The following is a 22,937-nucleotide window of genomic DNA, read 5'->3' on the forward strand; positions in this document are numbered from 1 at the left end:
TCCCGCTCGCTGGTCACCGCCGTCATCGCGATCAGCTCACCCGACGGTCGTGCCCCTGCCAGAACCTTTCCCGCAGCTCGCGCCGCAGGATCTTCCCGCTGGGGTTGCGCGGCACCCGGTCGATGAACTCGTAGTGCAGCGGCTGCTTGAAGCCGGCGAGCTGGCCGCGCAGGTGCAGCGCCAGGTCGCGCTCGGTGAGCTGCTGCCCCTCCACCGGCACCACGAACGCGTAGACGGCCTCGCCCCAGCGCTCGTCCGGCACGCCCACGACCGCCGACTCGGCGACCAGCGGGTGCCGGCTGATCACGTTCTCGACCTCGACGGGATAGACATTTTCTCCCGAGACGATGATCATGTCCTTGATCCGGTCCCGGATGTACAGGTAGCCGTCCTCGTCCAGCAAGCCGGCGTCACCGGTGACGACCCAGCCGTCGACGAGCGTCTTCGCCGTGGCCTCCGGCAGGTTCCAGTACTCCACCATCACGCCCGGCGAACGCAGCCAGACCTCGCCGACCTCGCCGGCCGGCAGCGGGTCGCCCTTGTCGTCCACGATCTTGACCTCGAAGCCCGGGTACGGCAGCCCCGCCGACTGCATCTTGCCGCCGTCCGGGGTGTGGTCGGCCGGGGGCAGGCAGACGGCGGAGTTGCCGGTCTCGGTCAGGCCGTAGATCTGGGCGAACTCGCAGCCGAAGCCCTCGATGCAGCGGGCCAGCAGCGCCGTCGAGATGGGCGCGCTGCCGTAGACGATCTTCCGCAGCGAAGCGAAGTCCGCCTTGGTGACGCCGGGCTCCGCGAGCAGCAGTCGCAGCATCGAGGGCACCGCGAGGATGGTGGTGACGCGCAGCGATCTGATCAGCCCGACCGCGCCCGCAGTGTTGAACTCGCGCATCAGCACGTTCGTGGCGCCCGCGGCGAAACCCATCGCCGCCCACGACAGGCCGCCGATGTGGAAGCCGCCGTTGCAGAGGAGGCTGACGTCGCTCTCGCGCAGGTCGAGCCAGTCCAGGTTCTCCGAGGCGAGCCCGTCGCGTACCGCGAAGAAGCTGCGGTGCGCGAGGACGACGCCCTTCGGCAGCCCCGTCGTGCCGCTGGTGTACATCTGCGCCAGCGGCGTGTCGGACGTGACCTTGGCCAGCACGTTCGCGTCCGGCTGCGCCGACACCCAGGCCGCGAAGCCGGCGCGGGCCACGCCGCCGTCGTCCAGCGCGACCACCTGTCGCAGCATCGGCAGCTCCGGCGCCAGCTTCTCGGCGACCGGGGTCGAGTCGGCGTCGACGAAGAGCAGGGCGGCGCCCGAGTCGCGCAGGATGTGCTCGACCTCGCCGGCGGCCAGCCGCCAGTTGATCGGCACGAACACCACGCCGGCCTTCGCGGCGCCGAAGAGCAGGTCGTAGAAGTGCTCGGACTCCCTGCCCAGGTAGGCGACGCGGTCACCGGGGCGCAGGCCCGCCGCCTGGAGGCCGCGTGCCACCTGGTTGCTGACGCGGTGCAGGGTGGCGTAGTCGACGCGCCGGCCCTCGCAGATGATCGCGACGGCGTCCGGCTGCTGGACGGCGTGCCGGCGCGCCACGTCGACGAGCGTGCGCAACTGAACGGTCACCAAGTCCTCCTCAGTGGACGTACGGGTGGGGGCGGCTCACGCCGCGTCGGCCTGGGAACGCATGCCGGGCGGGTTGACCAGCGCCATCCGCACCTCGCACTCGGCGATGCCGCCGTCGTCGTCTGCAAGACGCCGGGGCATGTCGATGATCTGGACGAACTCGCCCTCCGCGCTCGCCAGCCCATCGGCCGCGCTGAGCCTGGCCCGCGACGTCGTCATCGCTGTTCCTCCTTGTGCACGAGTGCGAACTGAACGTAATCAGCGCGTGTCCATCACCCGGTAACAGCGGAAGAACTGGCCCACGGGCCCGATTCGGGACCCGTACCCGTGAGGTGAGGCGTCACCGCACCAACGGCCGTCGTCCCGGCAGTTACCCGAGCGTGGACGGCCTGAGGGCACCATGGGCGCGCGGGCGGTCCCTCCCGCCCGGCGCACCGCATCCGACAGCGATTCCTTCCGAGCGATCACAGCGAGGACGACATGGCGGACACGTGCCCGGTGCACGGGCATCGGCAACTGATGGACGACGACCACTTCGCGAGCCCGTACGCGTCGTACGACGCCCCGAAGCGGTTCCCCGACCCGCCCTCCGGGAGCTGTGCACCCGTTTCCCGGACATCGAGCTCGCCGCCCCCCGGGAGTCGCTGAAGGTCAGGCGTACGCCGCCGGTGCCCGCCCTGGTGTCCCTTCCGGTCACGGTCTGAGCGCATCCCCACCCACGGTCCGCATCACCACTGCTATCCGACAAGAGGTTGTTGAACCATGCCGCGTACCGATCTGCTCCGGCCCCTGCCCGAACTGCTCCGGACCAACGCCGACCGGTCCGGCAACCAGGTCGCGTACGCCGATTCGCGGCGGAACGTGACCCACGCGGAGCTGGAGATACGGACGGCGCGGCTCGCCGGCCACCTCGCCGACCTCGGCGTGTGGCCGGCGGACCGCGTCGTCGTCCTGCTCGACGGCGTCACGGCGGTGGAGGGCGTCCTCGCCGTCGTCCGGGCCGGCGGCATCGCGGTGCCGCTGGACCCGGCCCTGGACGACGCCGAGCTGGCCCGGCTGGTCGAGGACGCCGGCGCCGACGCGGTCATCACCGACGCGGCCAACGCGGCGCGGGTGTCCGTGTCGGTCCTCGTCGTCGACGGCGGGTACGACGGCGACGGGCACTCGTTCGAGGAGCTGGCGACGACCGACCCGGCGTCGCCGCCCCAGGACGACGCCGGCCTCGACGACCTGGCGTTCCTCACCTGGACGGCGGGGACGACCGGCCGCCGCAAGGGCGTGCTGTCCACGCAGCGCAACGCGCTGTGGCCCGCCGCCGCGGCAAGTTACGTGGCCGGGCTCGGGTGGACGGCGGACGACCGGGTGCTGTGGATGCTGCCCGTGCACGCCTGCTTCGGGCAGCTCCTCGCCGCCACCGCGGCGGGGGCGTCGGTACGCCTCGCCGGCGGCCTCTCCCCCGACGAGCTGCGGGCCACGCTCGCCGCGCAGGGCAGCACCGTGCTGGTGGGCACCGGCGCGACGCACCGCGCCCTGCTGGACGCCCCGGGCCCCGACCCGCAGGGGGTACGGATCGCGCTGGCCGTCGGCCCCGTGGACCCGGCGCTGCGCGGTTCCTTCGAGGCCGCGTTCGCCGCGCCGCTGCTCACCGGCTACGTGACCACCGAGACGTCCGGCCTGATCGCGGTGAGCTGGCCCAACGGCGACGCGGAACGACGCTGCCTGCCCCTGCCGGGCCTGAGCGTGCGGGTGGTCGACCCCGCATCCGGCGCCGACCTGGGCCCCGGCCAGGAGGGTGAGGTCTGGGTCAGCGGCCCGAACGTGATGGCCGGCGGCTACCACGACCTCGCCGCCGAGACGGCCGAGGCACTGCGCGGCGGCTGGTACCGCACGGGCGACCTGGCCCGCCGCGACGACTCCGGGCACCTCACGGTCACCGGCCGGCTGGCCGACGCGGTCGAGGTCGGCGGCGAGCGGGTCCGGCTGGACCGGATCGACGCGGTGCTGCGCGGCGTGGCGGGGGTGGCCGACGCGGCAGCCCTCGCCGGGCCCGACGGTCCGGTCGCGTTCGTCGTCGGGTCCGACGTGGACACCGCCGGCCTGCTGGCGCGGTGCCGCGCGGAACTGCCCGCCGCGGCCGTGCCGGTCGAGACGTACCTGGTGCGGGAGATCCCCCGCACCGCCCTCGGCAGCCCCGCCCGGCACCGGCTCCCCGAGCTGCCCGCCCGCCTGGTCGGCGTGGCCTCGTCGCTGCCCGACCGGCTGCACGCGCTGCGCTGGGAGCCGGCACCGGAGCCCGGCTCCGAGTCGGACTCCGGTCGGCTCGCCTGGGCGGTCGTGGGCCCGCCCGAGCTGACCGCCGACCTCACCGACGACGACCTGACCGTCGACAGCTACCCCGACCACACCGCGCTGTCCGAGCTGCTGGCGCGGGTGCTCGACGAGGACCACCCGGCGGACTCGCGCCTGGTCGTACTGACCCGGGGCGGCCTGCACGGCGACGACGAGGCGGCCCCCGGGCAGGCCGCCGCCTGGGCGCTCGCGCGGGCCCACCAGCTCCGCCGTCCCGGCCGGCTCGTGCTGCTCGACGCCGACCGGGTCGGCGCCGAGGAGCTGCGCGCGGCCGTGGCCTGCGGCGAGGACGTGCTGGCCGTACGCGAGGGCGAACTGCTCGTGCCCCGGTACGCGGACGTCCCCGCCCTGCCCGGCGGCGCACCGCTGCGGGGCACGGTCGTGCTCGTCGCCCGGTCGTACGACGCGGCGCTCACCCGCCACCTCGTGGCGGCCCACGACGTACGCGAACTGGTCCTGGTGGGGCCGGACGACGTGCCGGCGGGCGCCCCGGCGGAGCTGGCGGCGTTCGGCGCCGAGGTCTGCGTGCACCCGGACGTGCCGTTCGGCCCGGAGACGCTGGCGGCCGTGCTCGGCGACCGGCCGGTCACCACCGTCGCGGCGGTGGACCTCACGGTCGAGGAGACGCTGGCGCTGCACACCGCGCCGCTCGGGCGCGCCCCGGCCAACCTCGTGCTGCTCACCGACGGCCGCGACGTCGCCGCCACCGTCGCCGCCGACGCGCTGGTGCGGCACCGGCGCGCGCTCGGCCTGCCCGGCGTCTCCGTGGCGTGGAGCGCGCCGGGGTTCGCCCGGCCCCCCGCGGCACGACGTAGCGCCCTCCTCGACGCCGCGCTGGCCTCGGGCGAGCCCTGCGTCGTCGCCGCGCGCCCCGTGCTGGCCGCCGACGCCGGCACCGACGGCGCCGGCAACGCCCTGGCCGAGCGGCTGCTGGCGTCCCCGGCGGACGACCGGCTCGGCCTGCTGCGCGAACTCGTACGGGCCGCGACCGGCGAGGTCCTGGGTGACCAGGCGCCCGCGACGATCGACGGCGAGACGCCGTTCCGCCAACTCGGCTACGACTCGCTCATCGCCGTGCAGCTGCGCAACCGGCTCTGCGCCGCGACCGGCCTCAGCCTGCCGGCGAGCCTGGTCTTCGACTACCCGACGCCGGACATCCTCGCCAGCCACCTGCTCGACGCCCTGGGGCTGGGCACGGCCGAGGCGGCGCCGGCCACGGTCGAGTCGTACGACGAGAGCGAGCCGATCGCGATCGTCGGCATGGCCTGCCGCTACCCGGGCGGCATCACCTCCCCGGACGACCTGTGGCGGGTGGTCGCGGACGGCACGGACGTCATCGGCGAGTTCCCCACCAACCGCGGCTGGGACCTCGCGGCGCTGTTCGCGGGCGACGGGCCGGGCACGTGCAACGCGACCGCCGGCGGCTTCCTGCACGACGCGGACGAGTTCGACGCGGAGTTCTTCGGCATCAGCCCCCGCGAGGCGCTGGCGATGGACCCGCAGCAGCGGGTGTTCCTGGAGACCGCGTGGGAGGCGCTGGAGCACGCCGGCATCCCGCCGACCTCGATGCGCGGCAGCGACACCGCCGTCTTCACGGGCCTGCACGTGCAGAACTACGGCCGGCTCGGGCACAGCGAGGAGGACGGGGTCGACGGCCACCTCATCACCGGCACCGCGAGCAGCGTGGCGTCCGGCCGGGTCGCGTACGCCCTGGGCCTGGAGGGCCAGGCGATGACCGTCGACACCGCCTGCTCGGCGTCGCTGGTCTCCCTGCACCTGGCCGTACGCGCGCTGCGCTCCGGCGAGTGCTCGATGGCCCTGGCGGGGGGCGTGACCGTGATGGCCGGCACGGAGACCTTCACCGAGTTCTCCCGGCAGAACGGCCTCTCCCCCGACGGGCGGTGCAAGGCGTTCTCCGACGACGCCGACGGCACCGGTTGGGGCGAGGGCGTCGGCGTGCTGGTGGTCGAGCGGCTCTCCGACGCCCGCCGCAACGGCCACCGCGTACTGGCGGTCGTCCGCGGCTCGGCCGTCAACCAGGACGGCGCCTCCAACGGCCTCACCGCCCCCAACGGGCCCTCGCAGCAGCGGGTCATCCGCGCCGCGCTCGCCAACGCGGGCCTCGCGGCCGGCGAGGTGGACGCACTCGAGGCGCACGGCACCGGCACGGCCCTGGGCGACCCCATCGAGGCCCAGGCGATCCTCGCCACCTACGGCCAGGGCCGCGAACAGCCACTCTGGCTCGGCTCGCTCAAGTCCAACATCGGCCACACGCAGGCCGCCGCCGGCGTCGGCGGCGTGATCAAGATGGTCCTCGCCCTGCGCAACGGGCTGCTGCCGCGCACCCTGCACGTCTCGGAGCCGAGCCGCAAGGTGGACTGGTCGGCCGGGGCGGTGTCGCTGCTGACCGAGCCGGTCGCGTGGCCCGCCGGCGAGCGGCCGCGCCGGGCCGCCGTCTCGTCGTTCGGGATGAGCGGCACGAACGCGCACGTGATCATCGAGGAGCCGCCCGCCGCCGACGCCCCGGCCGCCGACGCCCCCGCCGCCCCGCCGGTGCTGCCGTTGCTGCTGTCGGCGCGCTCGGAGCAGGCGGTACGGGAGCAGGCCCGCCGGCTGCACGACCACCTCGCCGACCGGCCCGAGCTGTCGGTCGCCGACGTCGGCCGGTCCCTCGTCACCACCCGGGTCGCCTTCGGCCACCGGGCCGCGGTCACCGGCGCCAACCGGCAGGACCTGCTCGACGGCCTCGCCGCCCTCGCCGCCGGTCAGGGCACCGCCGACGTGTTCACCGGCACCGCCCGCCCCGGCGGGCTGGCGTTCCTGTTCACCGGTACGGGCGCCCAGTACCTCGGCATGGGCACCGAACTCGCCGCCGCGTACCCCGTCTTCGCGGACGCCTTCGACGAGGCCTGCGCCGAGCTGGACCGGCACCTGGACAAGCCGGTACGCGAGATCATCCGCAGCGACGACCTGCACCGCTTCGCGTACACGCAACCGGCCCTGTTCGCCTTCGAGGTCGCCCTCCACCGGCTCGTCGAGTCGTGGGGCATCCGCCCCGACTTCGTGGCGGGGCACTCCCTCGGCGAGCTCTCCGCCGCGTACGTGGCTGGCGTCTGGTCACTCGCCGACGCCGCGAAGCTCGTCGCCGCCCGCGCCACCCTCATGGCGGCCCTGCCGCTGGGCGGCGTGATGGTCGCCGTGCAGGCCACCGAGGAGCAGGTCACCCCGTACCTGAGCGAGCAGGTCGGCATCGCCGCCATCAACACCCCCACCGACCTGGTCATCTCCGGCGACGAGGCCGCCACCCTCGCCGCCGCCGAGCGGCTCGCCGCGCTCGGGCACAAGACCAAGCGGCTGCCGATCCCACTGGGCGCCCACTCCCACCTGATGGACCCGATGCTCGACGACTACCGCGCCGTCGCCGCGTCCATCACCCACCACGAACCCCGCATCGGGCTGATCTCCACGGTCGACGGGCAGCCGCTGCGCTCCACGCCCGAGCACTGGGTCACCCAGGTCCGCCGGGCCGTACGCTTCCACGACGCCGTCGCCGCCCTCACCGCCGCCGGCCGCGTCGAGACCTTCCTCGAGATCGGCCCCGACACCGTCCTGGCCACCACCACCGGCGACGCCACCGGCATCGCCACCATGCGCCGGGGGCAGCCGGAGACGCGCAGCCTCGCCCGGGCCGTCGGCCACCTCTTCACCGTCGGGACCAGCCCCGACGCCGACGCCTACTTCCCCGGCGCCCGCGAGGTGCCGCTGCCGACGTACCCGTTCCAGCGGAGGTCGTACTGGCTGCGGCCCACGGCCGGGGGCGACGTGGGCACGGCCGGCCTCACCGCAGCGCGCCACCCGCTGCTCGGCGCGGTGCTGGGCGTCGTCGACACCGACCGGCTCGTGCTCACCGGGCGGCTCTCCCTACGCGAGCAGCCGTGGCTGGTCGACCACGCCGTCCTCGACACGGTCCTGCTGCCCGGCACCGCGTTCCTCGAACTGGCCGCGCACGCCGCCGAGCACACCGGCAGCGGCACGATCGAGGAACTCACCCTCCAGGCCCCGCTGACGCTGACCGAGGAGCAGCGGGTCAACCTCCAGGTGTGGGTCGGCCGACCCGACGAGCAGGGCCGCCGCGAGTTCGGCGTGTACTCCCAGCCGGCCGGGCAGCCGCCGGGCGCGGAGTGGACGTGCCACGCCTCGGGCACGCTGGCCGACGCACCCGCGCCGGCCCCGGTGGTCGACGAGTGGCCGCCAGCCGGCGCGGAGCCCGTCGACGTCGGCGACTTCTACGGCTGGCTGCTGGCGCGCGGATTCTGCTACGGCCCCGCCTTCCAGGGCGTCCAGGAGGTGTGGCGGCGCGGCGACGAGCTGTTCGCCCGGGCCACCCTGCGCACCGAGGACGAGCCGGCAGCCGTGCGCTACGGCGTACACCCGGCGCTGCTCGACGCCGCCATGCACCCGCTCGTGCTGCACCTCGACGGCGGCGGGAACCCGGCCGGCCGGGCCTGGCTGCCCTTCTCCTGGCGGGGGGTGCGGCTGCACCGCCGCGGGGCCTCGGCGCTGCGGGTCCGGCTGACCCCGGCCGGCGAGAACACCCTGCGGGTGAGCACCACCGACGACGACGGCAACCCGGTGCTGAGCGCCGACGCGGTCGCGGTCCGGCCGGTCACGACGGACGGCCTGGCCGGCGCGAGCGGCCCCACCGCCGCGCTGTACCGCACGGACTGGGTGCCCGTGGCCGCCCCGACCGGCACCGGCACGCCCGACGTCGAGGTGTTCCGGGTCGAGGCGGGCGACACCGCCGACGCCGTACGACAGTCCCTCCACGACACGCTGGCGACGCTCCAGCGGGCCGCGGCCGGCACCGCGCGGCTGGCCGTGGTCACCCGCGGCGGCGACCTCGCGGGCGCGGCGGCGTGGGGCATGGTCCGCTCCGCCCAGACCGAGCACCCGGACCGCTTCGTCCTCGTCGAGACCGACGGCACCGACAAGTCGGAGCGCGCCCTCGCCGCCGCGCTCGCCACCGGGGAGCCGCAGCTCGCCGTCCGCGACGGGGCGCTGACCGTGCCGCGGCTCGCGCGGCACGCCGCCGCCACCCAGGACGGCGCGCTGTTCGACCCGACGGGGGCCGTCCTGATCACCGGTGGCACCGGCACGCTCGGCGCCGCGCTCGCCCGCCACCTGGTCACCCGGCACGGCGCGGAACACCTGGTCCTCGCCTCCCGCCGGGGCCTGGACGCGCCGGGCGCCGCCGCGTTGGCCGAGGAGCTGACCGCCCTCGGCGCCACCACGGTCGACGTCGTCGCGTGCGACACCGCCGACCGCGAGGCGCTGTCGGCGCTGCTCGACGGGCTCGCCCGGCCGCTGGTGGGCGTGGTGCACACCGCGGGCGTGCTCGACGACGGCATCCTGGAGTCGCTCACGCCCGACCGCCTCGACGCCGTCCTGCGACCCAAGCTCGACGCCGCGCTCAACCTGCACGAGCTGGCCGGCGACGTCGACCTGTTCGTGCTCTACTCCTCCGTCGCGAGCGTCATCGGCACCGCGGGGCAGGCGAACTACGCGGCGGCGAACGCGTTCCTCGACGCCCTGGCCGCACAGCGCCGGGCCGAGGGCCGGGCCGCCACCTCGCTGTCCTGGGGCCTGTGGGCCGAGGCCAGCGCGATGACCAGCCAGCTCGGCGAGACCGACCTGGCCCGCATCGCGCGCGGCGGTCTCCTCCCGCACAGCGTCGAGGAAGGGCTCGCGCTGTTCGACGCCGCGTGCCGCTCGGACCTGGCGCACCTGGTGCCCGTCACCATCGACGTCGCCGCGGTACGCGCCGCCACGAACGCCGCGCCGCCGCTGCACGGCCTGGCCAGGGTGCCGCGCCGGCGGCAGGCCGCGACCCGGCCGGGCGCCACCGCGCTGGCCCGCGAGCTGGCCGGGCGCAGCGAGGAGGAGCAGCGCGGGCTGCTGCTCGACATCGTGCGTACGCAGGTCGCCACCGTGCTCGCCCAGCCGGACGCGGACGCCGTCTCCGTGGCCGAACCGTTCCGCCAGCTCGGCTTCGACTCGCTGATGGCCGTCGAGCTGCGCAACCGGCTCAACACCGCGACGGGGCTGCGGCTGCCCGCGACGTTGACCTTCGACTACCCCACCCCGGAGGCCCTCGTCGAGTACCTGCGGGGCGAGCTGGGTGACCGGGAGGACGAACCGCGGCCCGTCGTGGCGGCGGTCGCCGCCCGCCCCACCGACGAACCCATCGCGATCGTGGGCATGGCCTGCCGCTACCCCGGCGGCGTCACCTCACCCGACGAGCTGTGGCAGCTGCTGCTCGACGGCCGCGAAGGCATCAGCGGCTTCCCGACCGACCGCGGCTGGTCGCTGGACACGCTGTTCGACCCCGACCCGGACACCCCCGGCACCAGCTACGTCGACCAGGGCGGATTCCTGCTCGACGCGGCCGGATTCGACGCGGAGTTCTTCGGCATCAGCCCCCGCGAGGCGCTCGCGATGGACCCGCAGCAGCGGATCTTCCTGGAGACCTGCTCGGCGGCGCTGGAGAACGCCGGCCTCCGGCCGGACGCGCTGCGCGGTTCACCCACCGGCGTGTTCACCGGCCTCATGACGCACGACTACGCCGCCGGGGCGAGCGCCGTACCCGACGGTGTCGAGGGATTCCTTGGCACCGGAACCGCGGGCAGCGTCGCCTCGGGCCGGGTGGCGTACACGTTCGGGCTGGAGGGGCCGGCGGTCACCGTCGACACCGCCTGCTCGTCGTCGCTGGTCGCCCTGCACCTCGCCGTGCAGGCGCTGCGCTCCGGCGAGTGCTCCCTCGCGCTGACCGGCGGCGTGACCGTCATGTCCACCCCCAGCCTGTACGTCGAGTTCTCCAAGCAGCGGGGCCTCGCCCCCGACGGCCGGTGCAAGTCGTTCGCCGCCGCCGCGGACGGCACCGGCTGGGCGGAGGGCGTCGGCGTACTGGTGGTCGAGCGGCTCTCCGACGCCCGCCGCAACGGCCACCGCGTGCTGGCGGTCGTACGCGGCTCGGCCGTCAACCAGGACGGCGCCTCCAACGGGCTCACCGCCCCCAACGGGCCCTCGCAGCAGCGGGTCATCCGGTCGGCGCTGGCCAACGCCGGGCTGTCGGCCGACCAGGTGGACGCCATCGAGGCGCACGGCACCGGCACCTCCCTGGGCGACCCCATCGAGGCCCAGGCAATCCTCGCCACCTACGGCCAGGACCGCGAACGCCCGCTCTGGTTGGGCTCGCTGAAGTCCAACATCGGCCACGCCCAGGCCGCCGCCGGCGTCGGCGGGGTCATCAAGATGGTCCTCGCCCTGCGGCACGGGCTGCTGCCGCGCACCCTGCACGTCGACGAGCCGTCGCCGAAGGTCGACTGGTCGGCGGGCTCGGTCGCGCTGCTGACCGAGCCGGCCGAGTGGCAGCGCAACGGCCACCCGCGCCGCGCCGGGGTGTCGTCGTTCGGCGTCAGCGGCACGAACGCGCACGTGATCATCGAGGAGCCGCCCGCCGAGGCCGACAGCGCCGACGCCGGCACGCCGCCGCAGGCCCTGCCGTGGCTGCTGTCCGCCCGCTCGGAGCAGGCCCTGCGGGAGCAGGCCCGCCGCCTGCACGACCACCTCGCGGCCCGCCCCGAACTGCCGGACGCCGACGTCGCGCGCTCCCTGGCCGCCCGGGTCCGGTTCACGCAGCGGGCCGCCGTCGTCGGGACCGACCGGCGGGAACTCCTCGACGGCCTCGCCGCGCTGGCCGCCGGCCAGGAGGCCGCCAACCTGGTCACCGGCACCCCCGGGGCCGGCAGGTTGGCGTTCCTGTTCACCGGGCAGGGGGCGCAGCGGCTCGGGATGGGCGCCGAACTCGCCGCCGCGTACCCCGTCTTCGCCGCCGCCTTCGACGAGGTCTGCGCCGCCCTCGACGCGCACCTCGACCAACCGCTGCGCAAGGTCATCGACACCGACGAGGTGCACCAGACCGGCTACACCCAACCCGCCCTGTTCGCCTTCGAGGTCGCCCTCTACCGGCTCCTCGAATCCTGGGGCATCCGCCCCGACCACCTCGCCGGACACTCCATCGGCGAACTCGCCGCCGCCCACGTCGCCGGCGTCTGGGACCTCGCCGACGCCGCGAAACTCGTCGCCGCCCGCGCCCGGCTCATGCAGGCCCTCCCCACCGGGGGCGCCATGGTCGCCGTGCAGGCCACCGAGGAACAGGTCACCCCGTACCTCTCCGACGTGGTCGGCGTCGCCGCCGTCAACACCGGCACCGACCTCGTCCTCTCCGGCGACGAGGCCGCCACCCTAGCGACCGCCGAGGCACTCGCCGCGCAGGGCCACCGAACGAAGCGGCTCACCGTCTCGCACGCCTTCCACTCCCACCTGATGGACCCCGTCCTCGACGACTACCGAGCCGTCGCCGACTCCATCACCCACCGGGAGCCCACCGTTCCCGTCATCTCCACCGTCGACGGCCGACCGCTGCGTTCCACCCCCGACCACTGGGTCACCCAGCTGCGCCACACCGTCCGCTTCCACGAGGCCGTCGAGGCTCTCGCCGGCACGCACCACGTCGGCACCTTCCTCGAGATCGGCCCCGACACCGTCCTCGCCACGGCCGCCGCCACCGGCGACGCCACCGCCATCGCCACCGCCCGCCGGGGGCAACCCGAGACCGCGACCCTCGGCAGGGCCGTCGGACGACTCTTCACCGCCGGGACCGGCCCCGACGCCGGCGCGTACCGGGCGGGCGCCCGCGAGGTGGAGCTGCCGACGTACGCGTTCCAGCACCAGCGGTACTGGCTGGTCCCCGACGAGGGGCCGGCGGACGCCGCCGGGCTCGGGCTCGGGGCGGCGGACCATCCGCTGCTCGGAGCGGTGCTGGCGCTCGCCGACTCCCAGCGGAGCGTGCTCACCGGCCGGCTCTCCCTGCGCGAACAGCCCTGGCTCGCCGACCACGCCGTCCTCGGCACGGTCCTGCTGCCGGGTGCCGCGTTCGTCGAACTCGCGCGGCGGGCCGCCGAGCACGTCGACCTCGACCGCATCGAGGAGCTGACCCTGCACGCGCCGCTGGTGCTGCCGGCCGACGGCGCGGTACGGGTGCAGGTGGAGGTCGGGGAGCCCGACGAGGCCGGGCGCCGGCCGCTGCGGGTGTACTCCCGGCGCGAGGACGCGCTCGACGGCGAGCCGTGGACGCAGCACGCGAGCGGCCTGCTCGACGCCGCAGGGGAGGCCGAGGCCGGCTGGGCCGGTGAGTGGCCGCCCGCCGACGCCGTGCCGGCCCCGGTCGAGGAGCTGTACGACCGCATCGCCGACCTCGGCGTCGACTACGGCCCCGCGTTCCGGGGACTGGTGGCGGCCTGGCGGCGCGGCGACGAACTGCTCGCGGAGGTCGCGCTCCCCGTCGACGCGCCGGCGGGTCGCTTCGGACTGCACCCGGCGCTGCTGGACGCGGCCCTGCACCCGATCTCCCTGGCCACCGGGGCCGACGGTCCGCTGCGCCTGCCGTTCAGCTGGCACGGCGTACGGGTGCTGACCACCGGGGCGACGGCCCTGCGGGTGCGGATCACGCCCACCGCCGGCGACGCGTACGCCCTGGCGCTCGCCGACGGCACCGGCATGCCGGTGGCCACGGTCGAGTCCCTGGTCGCGCGCCCGGTGACGATCGAGCAGCTGCGCTCCACCGCCGGTCCGGACGGGCTGCACCGGTTGGAGTGGCAGCCGGTCCCCACGCCCGTGGCCTCCGCCAGCGCCTTCGACGTGTTCCAGGTCGGGACCGGCACGGACGCCGAGGCGGTACGGGCCGCCGTGCACGACGCGCTCGCGGCGGTCCAGGAGTGGCTGCCCGGCGACCGCTCCCCGCTGGTGTTCGTGTCCCGGGGTGCGACCGACGGCACGAACCCGGCGGGCGCGGCGGTCTGGGGCCTGGTCCGCTCGGCGCAGACCGAGCATCCCGATCGTTTCGTCCTCGTCGACACCGACGACCCGGCTCTCGTCGGCGCGGCCGTCGCGACCGGTGAACCACAGGTGGCCGTCCGCGACGGGGTGTCGACCGTGCCGCGGCTCGCGACGTTCGTGTCCGCCTCGGACCGCCGCCTGTTCGACCCGGCGGGCACCGTGCTCGTCACCGGCGGCACCGGAGCACTGGGCGCGGAACTCGCCCGCCACCTGGTCACCGCGCACGGTGCGCGGCACCTCGTGCTGACCTCCCGCCGTGGCCCGGCCGCGCCAGGCGCCGCGGAGCTGACGGCCGAGCTGGAGTCGCTGGGCGCCAGGATCACGGTCGCCGCCTGCGACGCCGCCGACCGGGCCGCGCTGGCGGACCTCCTGGCGTCCCTGCCCGACCTGGTCGGCGTCGTGCACGCCGCGGGCGTGCTGGACGACGGTACGGTCGAGTCGCTCACGCCGGAACGGGTGGACGCGGTGCTGCGGGCGAAGGTCGACGCGGCGCTCAACCTGCACGAGTTGGCCGGCGACGTCGAGATGTTCGTGCTGTTCTCCTCGGCGACCGGGGTGCTGGGCACGGCCGGCCAGGCGAACTACGCGGCGGCGAACGCCTTCCTGGACGCGCTCGCCGCGCGGCGTCGGGCGTCCGGCCTCACCGCGACGTCGCTGGCCTGGGGCCTGTGGCGCAGCGGTGGCGCGATGACCGGTGGGCTCACCGAGGCCGACCTCGCCCGCATCGGGCGCACCGGCGTGCGGGCGCACACCGTCGAGGAAGGCCTCGCGCTGTTCGACGCGGCCTGCCGGACCGACGAGCCGTGCCTGGTCCCGATCAGGTTGGACGTGGGCGTCCTGCGCACGAGCACGTCGGCGCCGGCACCGCTGCGCTCCTTCACCCGCCCCCGGCGCTCCTCCTCGGCCGGCAGCGCGGCGTCGCTGTCCGGCCGGCTGGCCGGCCTCGCCGAGCCGGAGCAGCGCGAGGTGCTGCTGACCCTGGTACGCACGAACGTGGCGGCGGTGCTGGCCCACGACTCGGTGGAGACCATCGCGGCGGACCAGGCGTTCAAGCAGCTGGGCTTCGACTCGCTGACGGCGGTGGAGCTGCGCAACCGGCTCAACCAGGCCACCGGCCTGCGGATGCCGGCGACGCTGACGTTCGACCACCCCACGCCCGCGGCGCTCGTGGAGCACCTCATCGGGGAGCTTGGCGGCAACCAGGCGCAGCTCAACCTGCGCACCCTCGTCGACAGCATCGCCAGGGTGGAGGCGACGCTGGAGTTGGTGGACGCGGCGCAGACGGCGGAGACGGACATCGCCGCGGCCCTGCAACGGCTGCTCACCAGGTGGCGCGACAAGTCCAGCCCGGCCGAGGCCACGGACCTCGCCTCGGTCACGGCGGACGACCTGTTCGACATCCTGGACAGCGAGCTGGACAACGCCTGACCCCGGGGCGAGCCACGACCGCCCCCCACCCCGACGGACGACGGGGTGGGGGGCTGGTCCGTTCGCGGGACGCAGGACCGGGTGGAGGGCTGGTCCGTTCGCGGGACGCACGAGACGCCCGCCGGGGCCGCAAGCAGGCCGCGACCGGACCGGGAGCAGCCCGACCGGGGACGGCCGCCCCGCCCAGAGCGGGAACGACCCGTCCCGCCCGGACCGGAAACAGTCCCGACCGGAGAAGGCCCACCCCGCCCGGACGGGAACGGCCCGCCCGGACGGGAACGGCCACTCCGGAACGGAAAAGGCCCACCGGCCCCGGGCGTACCCGGGGCCGGTGGGCTGATCAAGCACGAGGGTGACCACCACCGGAACGCAGCCACTTCCAGCGCGACATGGCTCGGCTCAACGCTCTCCGCGCGGCGGGCTGGTTGGCGCTGTGCTTCAAGGCGGACGACGCAGTGCGGCACCCCGCCCGAATTGTCCGGCTGATAACTGACGCAATCCAGGAGCGCCGCCCCAGCCAATGCTGATCAGGACGCCATGGACCTTAAAACGGCCGGATAACGTCCATGGCGTCCTGATCACCGGGGCGCTCGCACGCGAAGGCGGGGCGGCCGAGCGCCCCCCACGCGATAGCGCGGCGGCCGGGCGCCCCACGCGAGCGGCGGGACGGCAGGATGCTCCCCACACGAAAGCGCGGCGGCCGGGCGCCCCCACACCAAAGCGCGGCAACCGGGGCGCTCGCACGCGAGCGGCGGGACCGTCGGGACGCTCCCCACACGAAAGCGCGGCGGCCGGGGCGCTCGCACGCGAGCGGCGGGGCGGTCGGGCGCTCCCCACGCGAAGGCGCGGCAGCCGTTTCGAGATGTCCTGGGGTCACCGGTGCTTCAGCCGGTCGTTCGCGGGTGCGGGATGTCGCCGGGCCGGACCGGTGGTGTCGCCGCGTGGCCGGGAGCCGGGCGCGGGACCCGGCCGCCGTCACCTCGTCGAGACGGTCTGTGCACCGGCCCGCGCGTCGAACACCGAGATTGCCTCTGCCGGACAGAAGCTGGCGTCACCGAGCCGGCCGGCCCTCAGCGGGCGGCCGGCCTCCAGCCGGCGGCCTACGTCAGCTCACCACCGAGTACTTCTGCCAACCCGTCGCGAGCACCTCGGGCGCGGAGAACGTGGCCGAGGGCCGCTCCGCGTCGAACTTGCCGTTGTGCAGGTGCACGACGAGCGTGCCGTCGGCGCGTACGGCCAGCAGGTCCGGCCGGCCGTCGAGGTCGATGTCGGTCACCGTGATGTGCGCGAACTCCTGCCAGCCCTTGCCGAGCGTGAACCACTGGCCCTCGCCGCGCCACCACGGGCCCTCGCCGGAGGTGTCGTGCGCGAACTCGTACAGGTCGAGGTCGCCGTTGGCGCGGCGGACCAGCAGGTCGGGCCGGCCGGTGCCGGTGAAGTCGGCCATCGCCAGCGGGAAGTCCTCGACGTCGATCGTCACCAGGCGGTGCGCGGTGCGGTCGTACGTCTCGTTCTGCGTGACCTGGCGCTTGTTGAAGAACGCGTCGACGTGGCCCGCGTCCTGCTCGCGGCCGAACATGTCGTCACAGCCGTCCAGGTCCACGTCGGCGATGCCGAGCGTCTCCCACTTCTTGTCGTCCCGGGCGCCGGAGATGCGGATCGGATCGCCGAGGGTGTCGAGACCGTTCAGCCCACCCCTGTTCGGATAGAGGAAGATCCCGTGCGTCTCGTTCATGTGTCGCATGCTCACGCCGATGACGTCGGCGTAGCCGTTGCCGTTGACGTCGATGGGACGGACCATCCCGTAGTTGCGATACGGATGGAAGTCGGTGCTGATCAGCACGGGCTCGTCGTATGTGTCGCCACCACGGAAGCTGCCGCTGTGCGGGAAGACCAGCAGTTCACCCGTGTCGTCGTCACGGGCCATGATGTCCATCCTCCCGTTCCCGTTGAACGAACGGCAGTGACCATTCCCGCCCATGCGTGCCACGAACTACCTCCCCGTACACCCCGAAATACGACAGTCCGATCATTACGAACAGGGGCTGGGGGTGGTAACCCCTACCCGCACCCCTCACCACCCGCAAGAAGGTGCTCGACAGGCGAGATCGACAGGCGACAAAGCCACCTACGCCTATCGGCGCTGATCCATGCCCCCATCGCCGGCCACGGGCATTAGGGGACCGATCGAAAAAGGGGCGTAGGCGACTTTCTGCCACCTCGGTCTTCTGTCACTTGAAGTCGAAGCCGCGGCCCGAGCGGCCCGCCGCGGGCCGACCGTCGCCGGGGCGGGCCGCCCGGGTAGGGGCCAGCCGTCGCGCGGGGCTGGCGCACGGGCAGAGGCCAGCCGGAGCACGCGCACGAGGGCGGGCGCACGGGCAGAGGCCAGCCGTCGCGCGAGGGCGGGCGCACGGGCAGAGGCCAGCCGGAGCACGCGCACGAGGGCCCGGCCGGACGAGCCGGCCGGGCCCCCAGGGTTGGTTCCGGGTCAGCCGCCGAGGCTCGCCGCCGCCGAGGCGATCGCCGGGGCGAAGGTGCTCACCTGCGTGTAGACGCCGGGGTAGGAGGGCCGGGCGCAGCCGTTGCCCCAGCTCACGATGCCGACCTGGATCCAGGCGTTGCTCGCGTCGCGCCGGAACATCGGGCCGCCCGAGTCCCCCTGGCAGGTGTCGATGCCACCGCTGGCGTAGCCGGCGCAGATCTCCTCGTTCGCGATGATCTGGCCGCCGTAGTAGGAGTTGCAGGTCGCGTCGCTGACGAACGGCACGCTGGCCTTGCGCAGGTAGCGCTGCTGCGCGCCGTTCTCGCGGGTGGCGCCCCAGCCGGCGACCGTGAAGGTGCCGTTGTCGTACGCGGTGCTGGTGGCGATCTTCAGCGTCGGGAGCGTGGTGACCGGCGTGGCCAGCCGGATCAGCGCCCAGTCCTTGCCGTTGCCGTTGTAGCCGGGCGCCCGGTAGACGTAGTTCGAGCGCACCTGGATCCGGCTCGACGACTGGAGGTCCACGACGCCGAGGGTGGCGGTGATGCTGGTGTTCGTACCGGTCCCGCCGACGCAGTGTGCGGCCGTCAGCACCAGGCGCGGGCTGTAGAGGGAACCGCCGCAGCCCATGGAGAGCCGGACCATGAAGGGGAACTCGCCCTGCGCGGCCAGCGTCCCGCCCACGACGTACGGGGTCACCTCGGGCCCGGGCTTGGCGGAGGCCGGAACGGCCAGGACGAACGAGCCGGCGGTGACCGCCACCAACGCGGCGGCCAACCGGCCGACGAGTGTGCGCCAACGGACCATGGGAGCCTCCCGAACCCTCGCGGCGGGCCGAGGCGGCGCGCCGGAAACCGATGGCGGGAGCCTATGGATATCTATCGATGAATAGCAATGCCCCGACACATCCCGCGTCGGTCATACCGCAGCCGACCAGGATTCGGCGCGCCGGACGCGCATCGCCCGTTTTGCGCCGGGACCGCCCGGGTACGGCCTGGACATGGACACGAACAAGAAGGCACACCTCGTTGGCGGACCCCGGGACGGCAGCACCATCGACACGGGCGGCGACGCCCTGCTCGAGGTGGAGATCGACGGCATGATGCACCGCTACATCCGGACCACGAAGCAGCACGGCGAGGACGGCACGGTCTACAACTACGACGGAATGGTGGCGCCGGACGGCGGGGAGCCCGGCGTCGAGGACCCGGCGGCCCGGGTGGCCTCCCCGAAGGCCGACGCGGAGGGCCACGGCGGGAAGCACTGAGCTGCGGATCAGCTCCGGCCGGGCGCGGATGAACCGCGGCCGGCCGGGTAAGCAGCCGGCGACCTGGTGGAACGACCGGAGGTCGCGAGACGCCGCGACCGGGCGCGCGGGCGGGCGGCGCAGGCCGGCCCGCCCGGGCGTACGGTCAGTTGTTGCTGATCCAGTTCCAGGCCGACACGACCCACTCGGTCTGCTGGAGGTAGGCGATCCCGAGACCGGCCAGGAAGACCGCCGTCACCAGGTGCGCCCCGCGCGCGCTGCGCCGCACCCGGCCCAGCTGCCGCTCCAGCACCACCCGGCCGAGCAGCCGGGCCAACGCGAAGAGGCCGACGGCCACCAGCAGGCTCAGCAGGAAGATCAGGAACGGGCCGCCCAGGTTCCCGCCGCCCGAGATCGCCCAGATCCCCCAACAGACGAAGGCGAAGAGCGCGCCGGCCGCACTCCACTCGCCGCCGCGCTTCAACTGCTCGACATGCCAGCTCAGCGGCCGGCGCGGGGCCGGCGCGTCCGGCCACCCGGTGCCCGTCGGCTCGTGCTCGACGACGGGGAACGGCTCGGTGCGCGTCGTACGGGACTGCCCGACCGAGGCCACCCCCCGCTGGTACGCGTCGCGCTGCGGCGGCACCCCGGCACCGGGCTGCGGCGGCACCTCGACGGTCCGCTCGGCCCACGGCTGCGTCTGGTCGACCATCTCGTCCCTCCCCTGGACCGACGGCAACCACCGGCCGCCGTCCGTTCCGAGGGTAGCCAGCCCGCAAACCGGTCGCCGAGGCCGCACCCGGGCACGGGCCCCGATCCGCTGGCCACGGCAGGGCCGGCCGACCCCGCGTGCGCCGACGACCGGGGCGTCGTGACCGAGGTCACCGGCCACTCCGCGCGCCACGCGCCGGACGCGCGAGCCGACGCGGGACCCGCAAGCCGACACCGAACCCGCAAGCCGACGCCGAACCCGCGAGCCAGCGCCGGACGCGCGAGCCAGCGCCGGACCCGCAAGCCGACGCCGGACGCGCGAGCCAGCGCCGGACGCGCGAGCCAGCGCCGGACGCGCGAGCCAGCGCCGATCGGGCCGGGGCGGTACGGTCGGCTGATGGGTGACACGGAGCGACGCCGGCGCCGGATACGGCACCCGAGCGGCGACGCGGGCGCGACCGGGGGCCCCGACGCGACGACCGCCGGGGTGCACGACGGCCCCGAGCCGCCGCGTGCCCGCCGGGGCGGCCCGGGTGACGAGGGCGACCGCGGCCTGCGTGGTCTCGTCGGCCCCGGCTCGTCCCAGGTGAGCGTGACCGCCGCGATGCGGGCCCGCGACGCCTCCCGCCCCACGGACGAGGACCTGGCCGCGGCCGAGGAGCGCGTGGTGATCATCCGCCGCAACTGGACGCCCCGCGAGGACCTCCCCCGCCGCTGACCCCCGGTCCTGGCGGGAACCGCCCCACAGGGGGCACAGCCCGTCCGGAAGCTACGGCGATCCCACCACCCTCGGACCCGCCCGGCCGAGCGGTCAGGCGGTCAGGCGGTCAGGCGGTCAGGCGGTCAGGCGGTCAGGCGGTCAGGCGGTCAGGGCAGCGTGGGGAGCTGGCGGGTGCTCTCGTAGTCGGCCACCTGGGCGATCCGGCGGGCGTGCCGCTCGTTGCCCGAGAACGGGGTCGTCAGGAACGCCTCGACGATGGCGGTGGCCTCGTCCAGCGTGTGCTGGCGGGCGCCGACCGCGACGATGTTCGCGTCGTTGTGCTCGCGGGCCAGCTGGGCGGTGTCGATGCTCCAGGCGAGGGCCGCCCGGACGCCGGCCACCTTGTTCGCGGCGATCTGCTCGCCGTTGCCCGAGCCGCCGATGACCACCCCGAGGCTGCCCTCGTCAGCCACCACCCGGTCACCGGTGTGCAGGCAGAAGGCCGGGTAGTCGTCGTCCGGGTCGAAGGCGTGCGGGCCGACGTCGACCACGTCGTGCCCCTCCTTGGTCAGGTGGTTGACCAGGTGCACCTTCAACTCGAAACCGGCGTGGTCGGATCCCAGGTAGACGCGCATACCGCGCAGTCTGTCAGGCGCGCCTCCGGGACGACGCGCGGGCGGCGTCCCGGAGGCGGATTCGTCACAAGGTCAGCGGGACAGCTCGGCGACCACCAGGCCGCCGCGGGCCTTCGGGGTGAACCAGGTGCTCTTGCGCGGCATCTTCTCCCGCGCCAGGTTGACCGCGACGAAGTCGTCCACCGTCACCGGGGCGACCAGCACCGCCAGCTCGGCCCGGCCCGCGTCGACCTCGCCGGTCAGCCAGCTCGCCGGGTAGTCGCCGCCGACGTAGGTGATCCGCTTGTCGCCCGGGTCGAGCCCGAGCGCGTCGCGCAGCAGCAGCCGCTCGACCAGGGCGTGGTCCAGGTTCTCCAGCCGGTTGTCGCCGACGTGCGGCAGGGTGACCGCGTACCCCTGGCCGGCGAGGCGGAGGTGCACGGTGCCGCCGGCCGCCGGGACCTCGACCGGGCCGTCGATCGGGCTGATCTCCGCGCCGGCGGCGCGGAGCCGGCCGAGCAGGTCGTCGGCGGTGGTGGTCAGCTCGCTGACCAGCCGGTTGTAGGGCTGGATCGCCACCGACGCCGGGGTCGTGATGACCGACAGGAAGCGCGGCAGCCCGCCGGTCTGCGCGGCCAGGCTGCGGTGGTTGCCGTCGGCCACGACCAGCTCCCCGCCGCCCGCCAGGGCGGTCAGCTCGTCCTGGCGCGGGCCCGGCCCGAGCAGCCAGATGGCGTGGGTGCGCCCGGCCTGGTCGGTGTCGGTCGCCGCCGGCGCGCCGGCCGCGTCGGTCGCCGCCGCGAGGGCGGCGTGCAGCTCGTCGCCGCGCCCGGTCTGGAGCAGGAGTACGGGCGACAGCAGGTGCCCCAGGGCCTCGGCGAGCGCCACCCGTTCCCGCACCTTCGCGATGAAGACGTCCTCGTTGCGGATGACCAGGCCGGGCTCGTCGGCCCGGGTGGAGATCTGGTCGGTGTCCACCATGGCGAAGAGCCCGTACGCGTTCTCCTCCCCCGGCGCGCTGATCCGGTAGAGGACCACGACCTGCTCCGCCGGCGTGTAGCTGCCGTCGGCCTTGGCCTCGGCGAGCCGGGTCACCGCGTCCGGCAGGGCGTCGAGGAAGGACCTGCCCAGGCTCTCCGGAGCCCGGTGCGGCATCTCGATGCCGAGGGCACTGTGCGGGTTCGCCTCGATGATCGCGGTGATCTCCGCGTCGTCGGCGAACTCGTCGTAGTTCTGCGCGCCGGTGCCGCCAGTGGTGATCCAGGCCCGGGTGATCGGATGCACGACCGTCATGTGCGGAGACGCTACCGGCGACGCGAGTCCCGCCGGCGCGGGACCCGCGCGGGGTCCACCAGATGAAAGAGCTACCGGGGCGGGCGCCGGATTCAGGCGGTACGGTCGGACTGTCCCGCAGTCCTGCGGTGCCGGCCGCCCGGCGTGGGGCCGCCCGCCGGTCGCCGGCCCGGCACGCCCGGTCCGGCGGGCACGATCCGCCGGGTCCCGCCCGGCACAGCCGGTACCAGCCGGTGCTCGGCCGGCGGGGTGAGCCGGGAGGTGGCCGGCACGCGGGCGACGCCGACCACGATCGGCGGGGCGAGCAGGTCCACCATGTGGGCGGGAAGGTCGGGACGGACCGCCGGCCAGCGGGAGTCGTCGACCGACCAGTACGCCGCGTCCGGGCGCTCGGTCACCCCCTCCCGGGTCGACGGGTCGTCACCGGGCACACGGTGCTTGGCCATCGGAACTGCCTCCACGAGCTGCGGGTGCGGCCCTGCGGGTCGCTGCGGCGGACACCCGGGCCAACGATCCCGCCGCCACCCCGGTGACGCCCCCGCCCTCCCCCGGGCCCCGCG

General features: G+C 74.8%; 11 protein-coding genes. 3 read left to right on the top strand and 8 right to left on the bottom strand.

What is annotated here, in order from left to right; translation table 11 throughout:
- Window positions 1-31: 31 nt before the first annotated feature.
- Both OG989_RS00130 and OG989_RS00135 read right to left on the bottom strand, forming a co-directional pair.
- Window positions 32-1,600 carry a fatty acid--CoA ligase gene (locus tag OG989_RS00130; RefSeq protein ID WP_327029353.1) on the bottom strand — a complete coding sequence of 523 codons (1,569 nt, stop codon included), beginning with the start codon at window positions 1,598-1,600 and terminating at the stop codon, window positions 32-34.
- A 36-nt stretch (window positions 1,601-1,636) separates the two neighbouring features.
- Window positions 1,637-1,819 (bottom strand): hypothetical protein, encoded by a 183-nt coding sequence (locus OG989_RS00135; protein WP_327029354.1) that lies wholly within the window; start codon window positions 1,817-1,819, stop codon window positions 1,637-1,639.
- Window positions 1,820-2,362: 543 nt separating this feature from the next.
- Here OG989_RS00135 and OG989_RS00140 point away from each other — a divergent pair.
- The gene (locus OG989_RS00140) at window positions 2,363-15,334 is read left to right on the top strand and encodes an SDR family NAD(P)-dependent oxidoreductase (RefSeq protein ID WP_327029355.1); all 12,972 of its coding nucleotides are present in this window, start codon (window positions 2,363-2,365) and stop codon (window positions 15,332-15,334) included.
- Between the two features lie 1,105 nt (window positions 15,335-16,439).
- On the opposite strand, the gene OG989_RS00145 is transcribed toward OG989_RS00140, so the two are convergent.
- Window positions 16,440-17,261: an FG-GAP-like repeat-containing protein gene (locus tag OG989_RS00145; protein ID WP_192581577.1), complete on the bottom strand. Its 822-nt coding sequence runs from the start codon at window positions 17,259-17,261 to the stop codon at window positions 16,440-16,442.
- 561 nt (window positions 17,262-17,822) lie between these two features.
- Window positions 17,823-18,620, bottom strand: a complete 798-nt coding sequence (locus OG989_RS00150; RefSeq protein ID WP_327029356.1) for a S1 family peptidase — start codon at window positions 18,618-18,620, stop codon at window positions 17,823-17,825.
- 193 nt (window positions 18,621-18,813) lie between these two features.
- Here OG989_RS00150 and OG989_RS00155 point away from each other — a divergent pair, with 193 nt between their 5' ends.
- Window positions 18,814-19,080: a hypothetical protein gene (locus OG989_RS00155; RefSeq protein ID WP_151457191.1), complete on the top strand. Its 267-nt coding sequence runs from the start codon at window positions 18,814-18,816 to the stop codon at window positions 19,078-19,080.
- A gap of 145 nt (window positions 19,081-19,225) precedes the next feature.
- Here the strand turns inward: OG989_RS00155 and OG989_RS00160 are convergent, their stop codons facing one another.
- Window positions 19,226-19,771 (bottom strand): hypothetical protein, encoded by a 546-nt coding sequence (locus tag OG989_RS00160; RefSeq protein ID WP_151457190.1) that lies wholly within the window; start codon window positions 19,769-19,771, stop codon window positions 19,226-19,228.
- Window positions 19,772-20,167: 396 nt separating this feature from the next.
- Here OG989_RS00160 and OG989_RS00165 point away from each other — a divergent pair, with 396 nt between their 5' ends.
- On the top strand, window positions 20,168-20,488 hold the full coding sequence (locus tag OG989_RS00165) for a hypothetical protein (RefSeq protein ID WP_327029357.1): 321 nt from the start codon (window positions 20,168-20,170) through the stop codon (window positions 20,486-20,488).
- 149 nt (window positions 20,489-20,637) lie between these two features.
- On the opposite strand, the gene OG989_RS00170 is transcribed toward OG989_RS00165, so the two are convergent.
- The 3 genes from OG989_RS00170 to OG989_RS00180 all read right to left on the bottom strand — a co-directional run bounded on the left by OG989_RS00170 (window position 20,638) and on the right by OG989_RS00180 (window position 22,823).
- The gene (locus OG989_RS00170; protein ID WP_151457188.1) at window positions 20,638-21,105 is read right to left on the bottom strand and encodes a ribose-5-phosphate isomerase; all 468 of its coding nucleotides are present in this window, start codon (window positions 21,103-21,105) and stop codon (window positions 20,638-20,640) included.
- 72 nt (window positions 21,106-21,177) lie between these two features.
- Window positions 21,178-22,377, bottom strand: a complete 1,200-nt coding sequence (locus OG989_RS00175) for a DUF1015 family protein (protein WP_151457187.1) — start codon at window positions 22,375-22,377, stop codon at window positions 21,178-21,180.
- Window positions 22,378-22,469: 92 nt separating this feature from the next.
- On the bottom strand, window positions 22,470-22,823 hold the full coding sequence (locus tag OG989_RS00180) for a hypothetical protein (protein ID WP_151457186.1): 354 nt from the start codon (window positions 22,821-22,823) through the stop codon (window positions 22,470-22,472).
- Between the last annotated feature and the right edge of the window lie 114 nt (window positions 22,824-22,937).

The sequence above is a fragment of the Micromonospora sp. NBC_01740 genome, assembly GCF_035920365.1.
Taxonomy (GTDB): Bacteria; Actinomycetota; Actinomycetes; order Mycobacteriales; family Micromonosporaceae; genus Micromonospora; species Micromonospora reichwaldensis.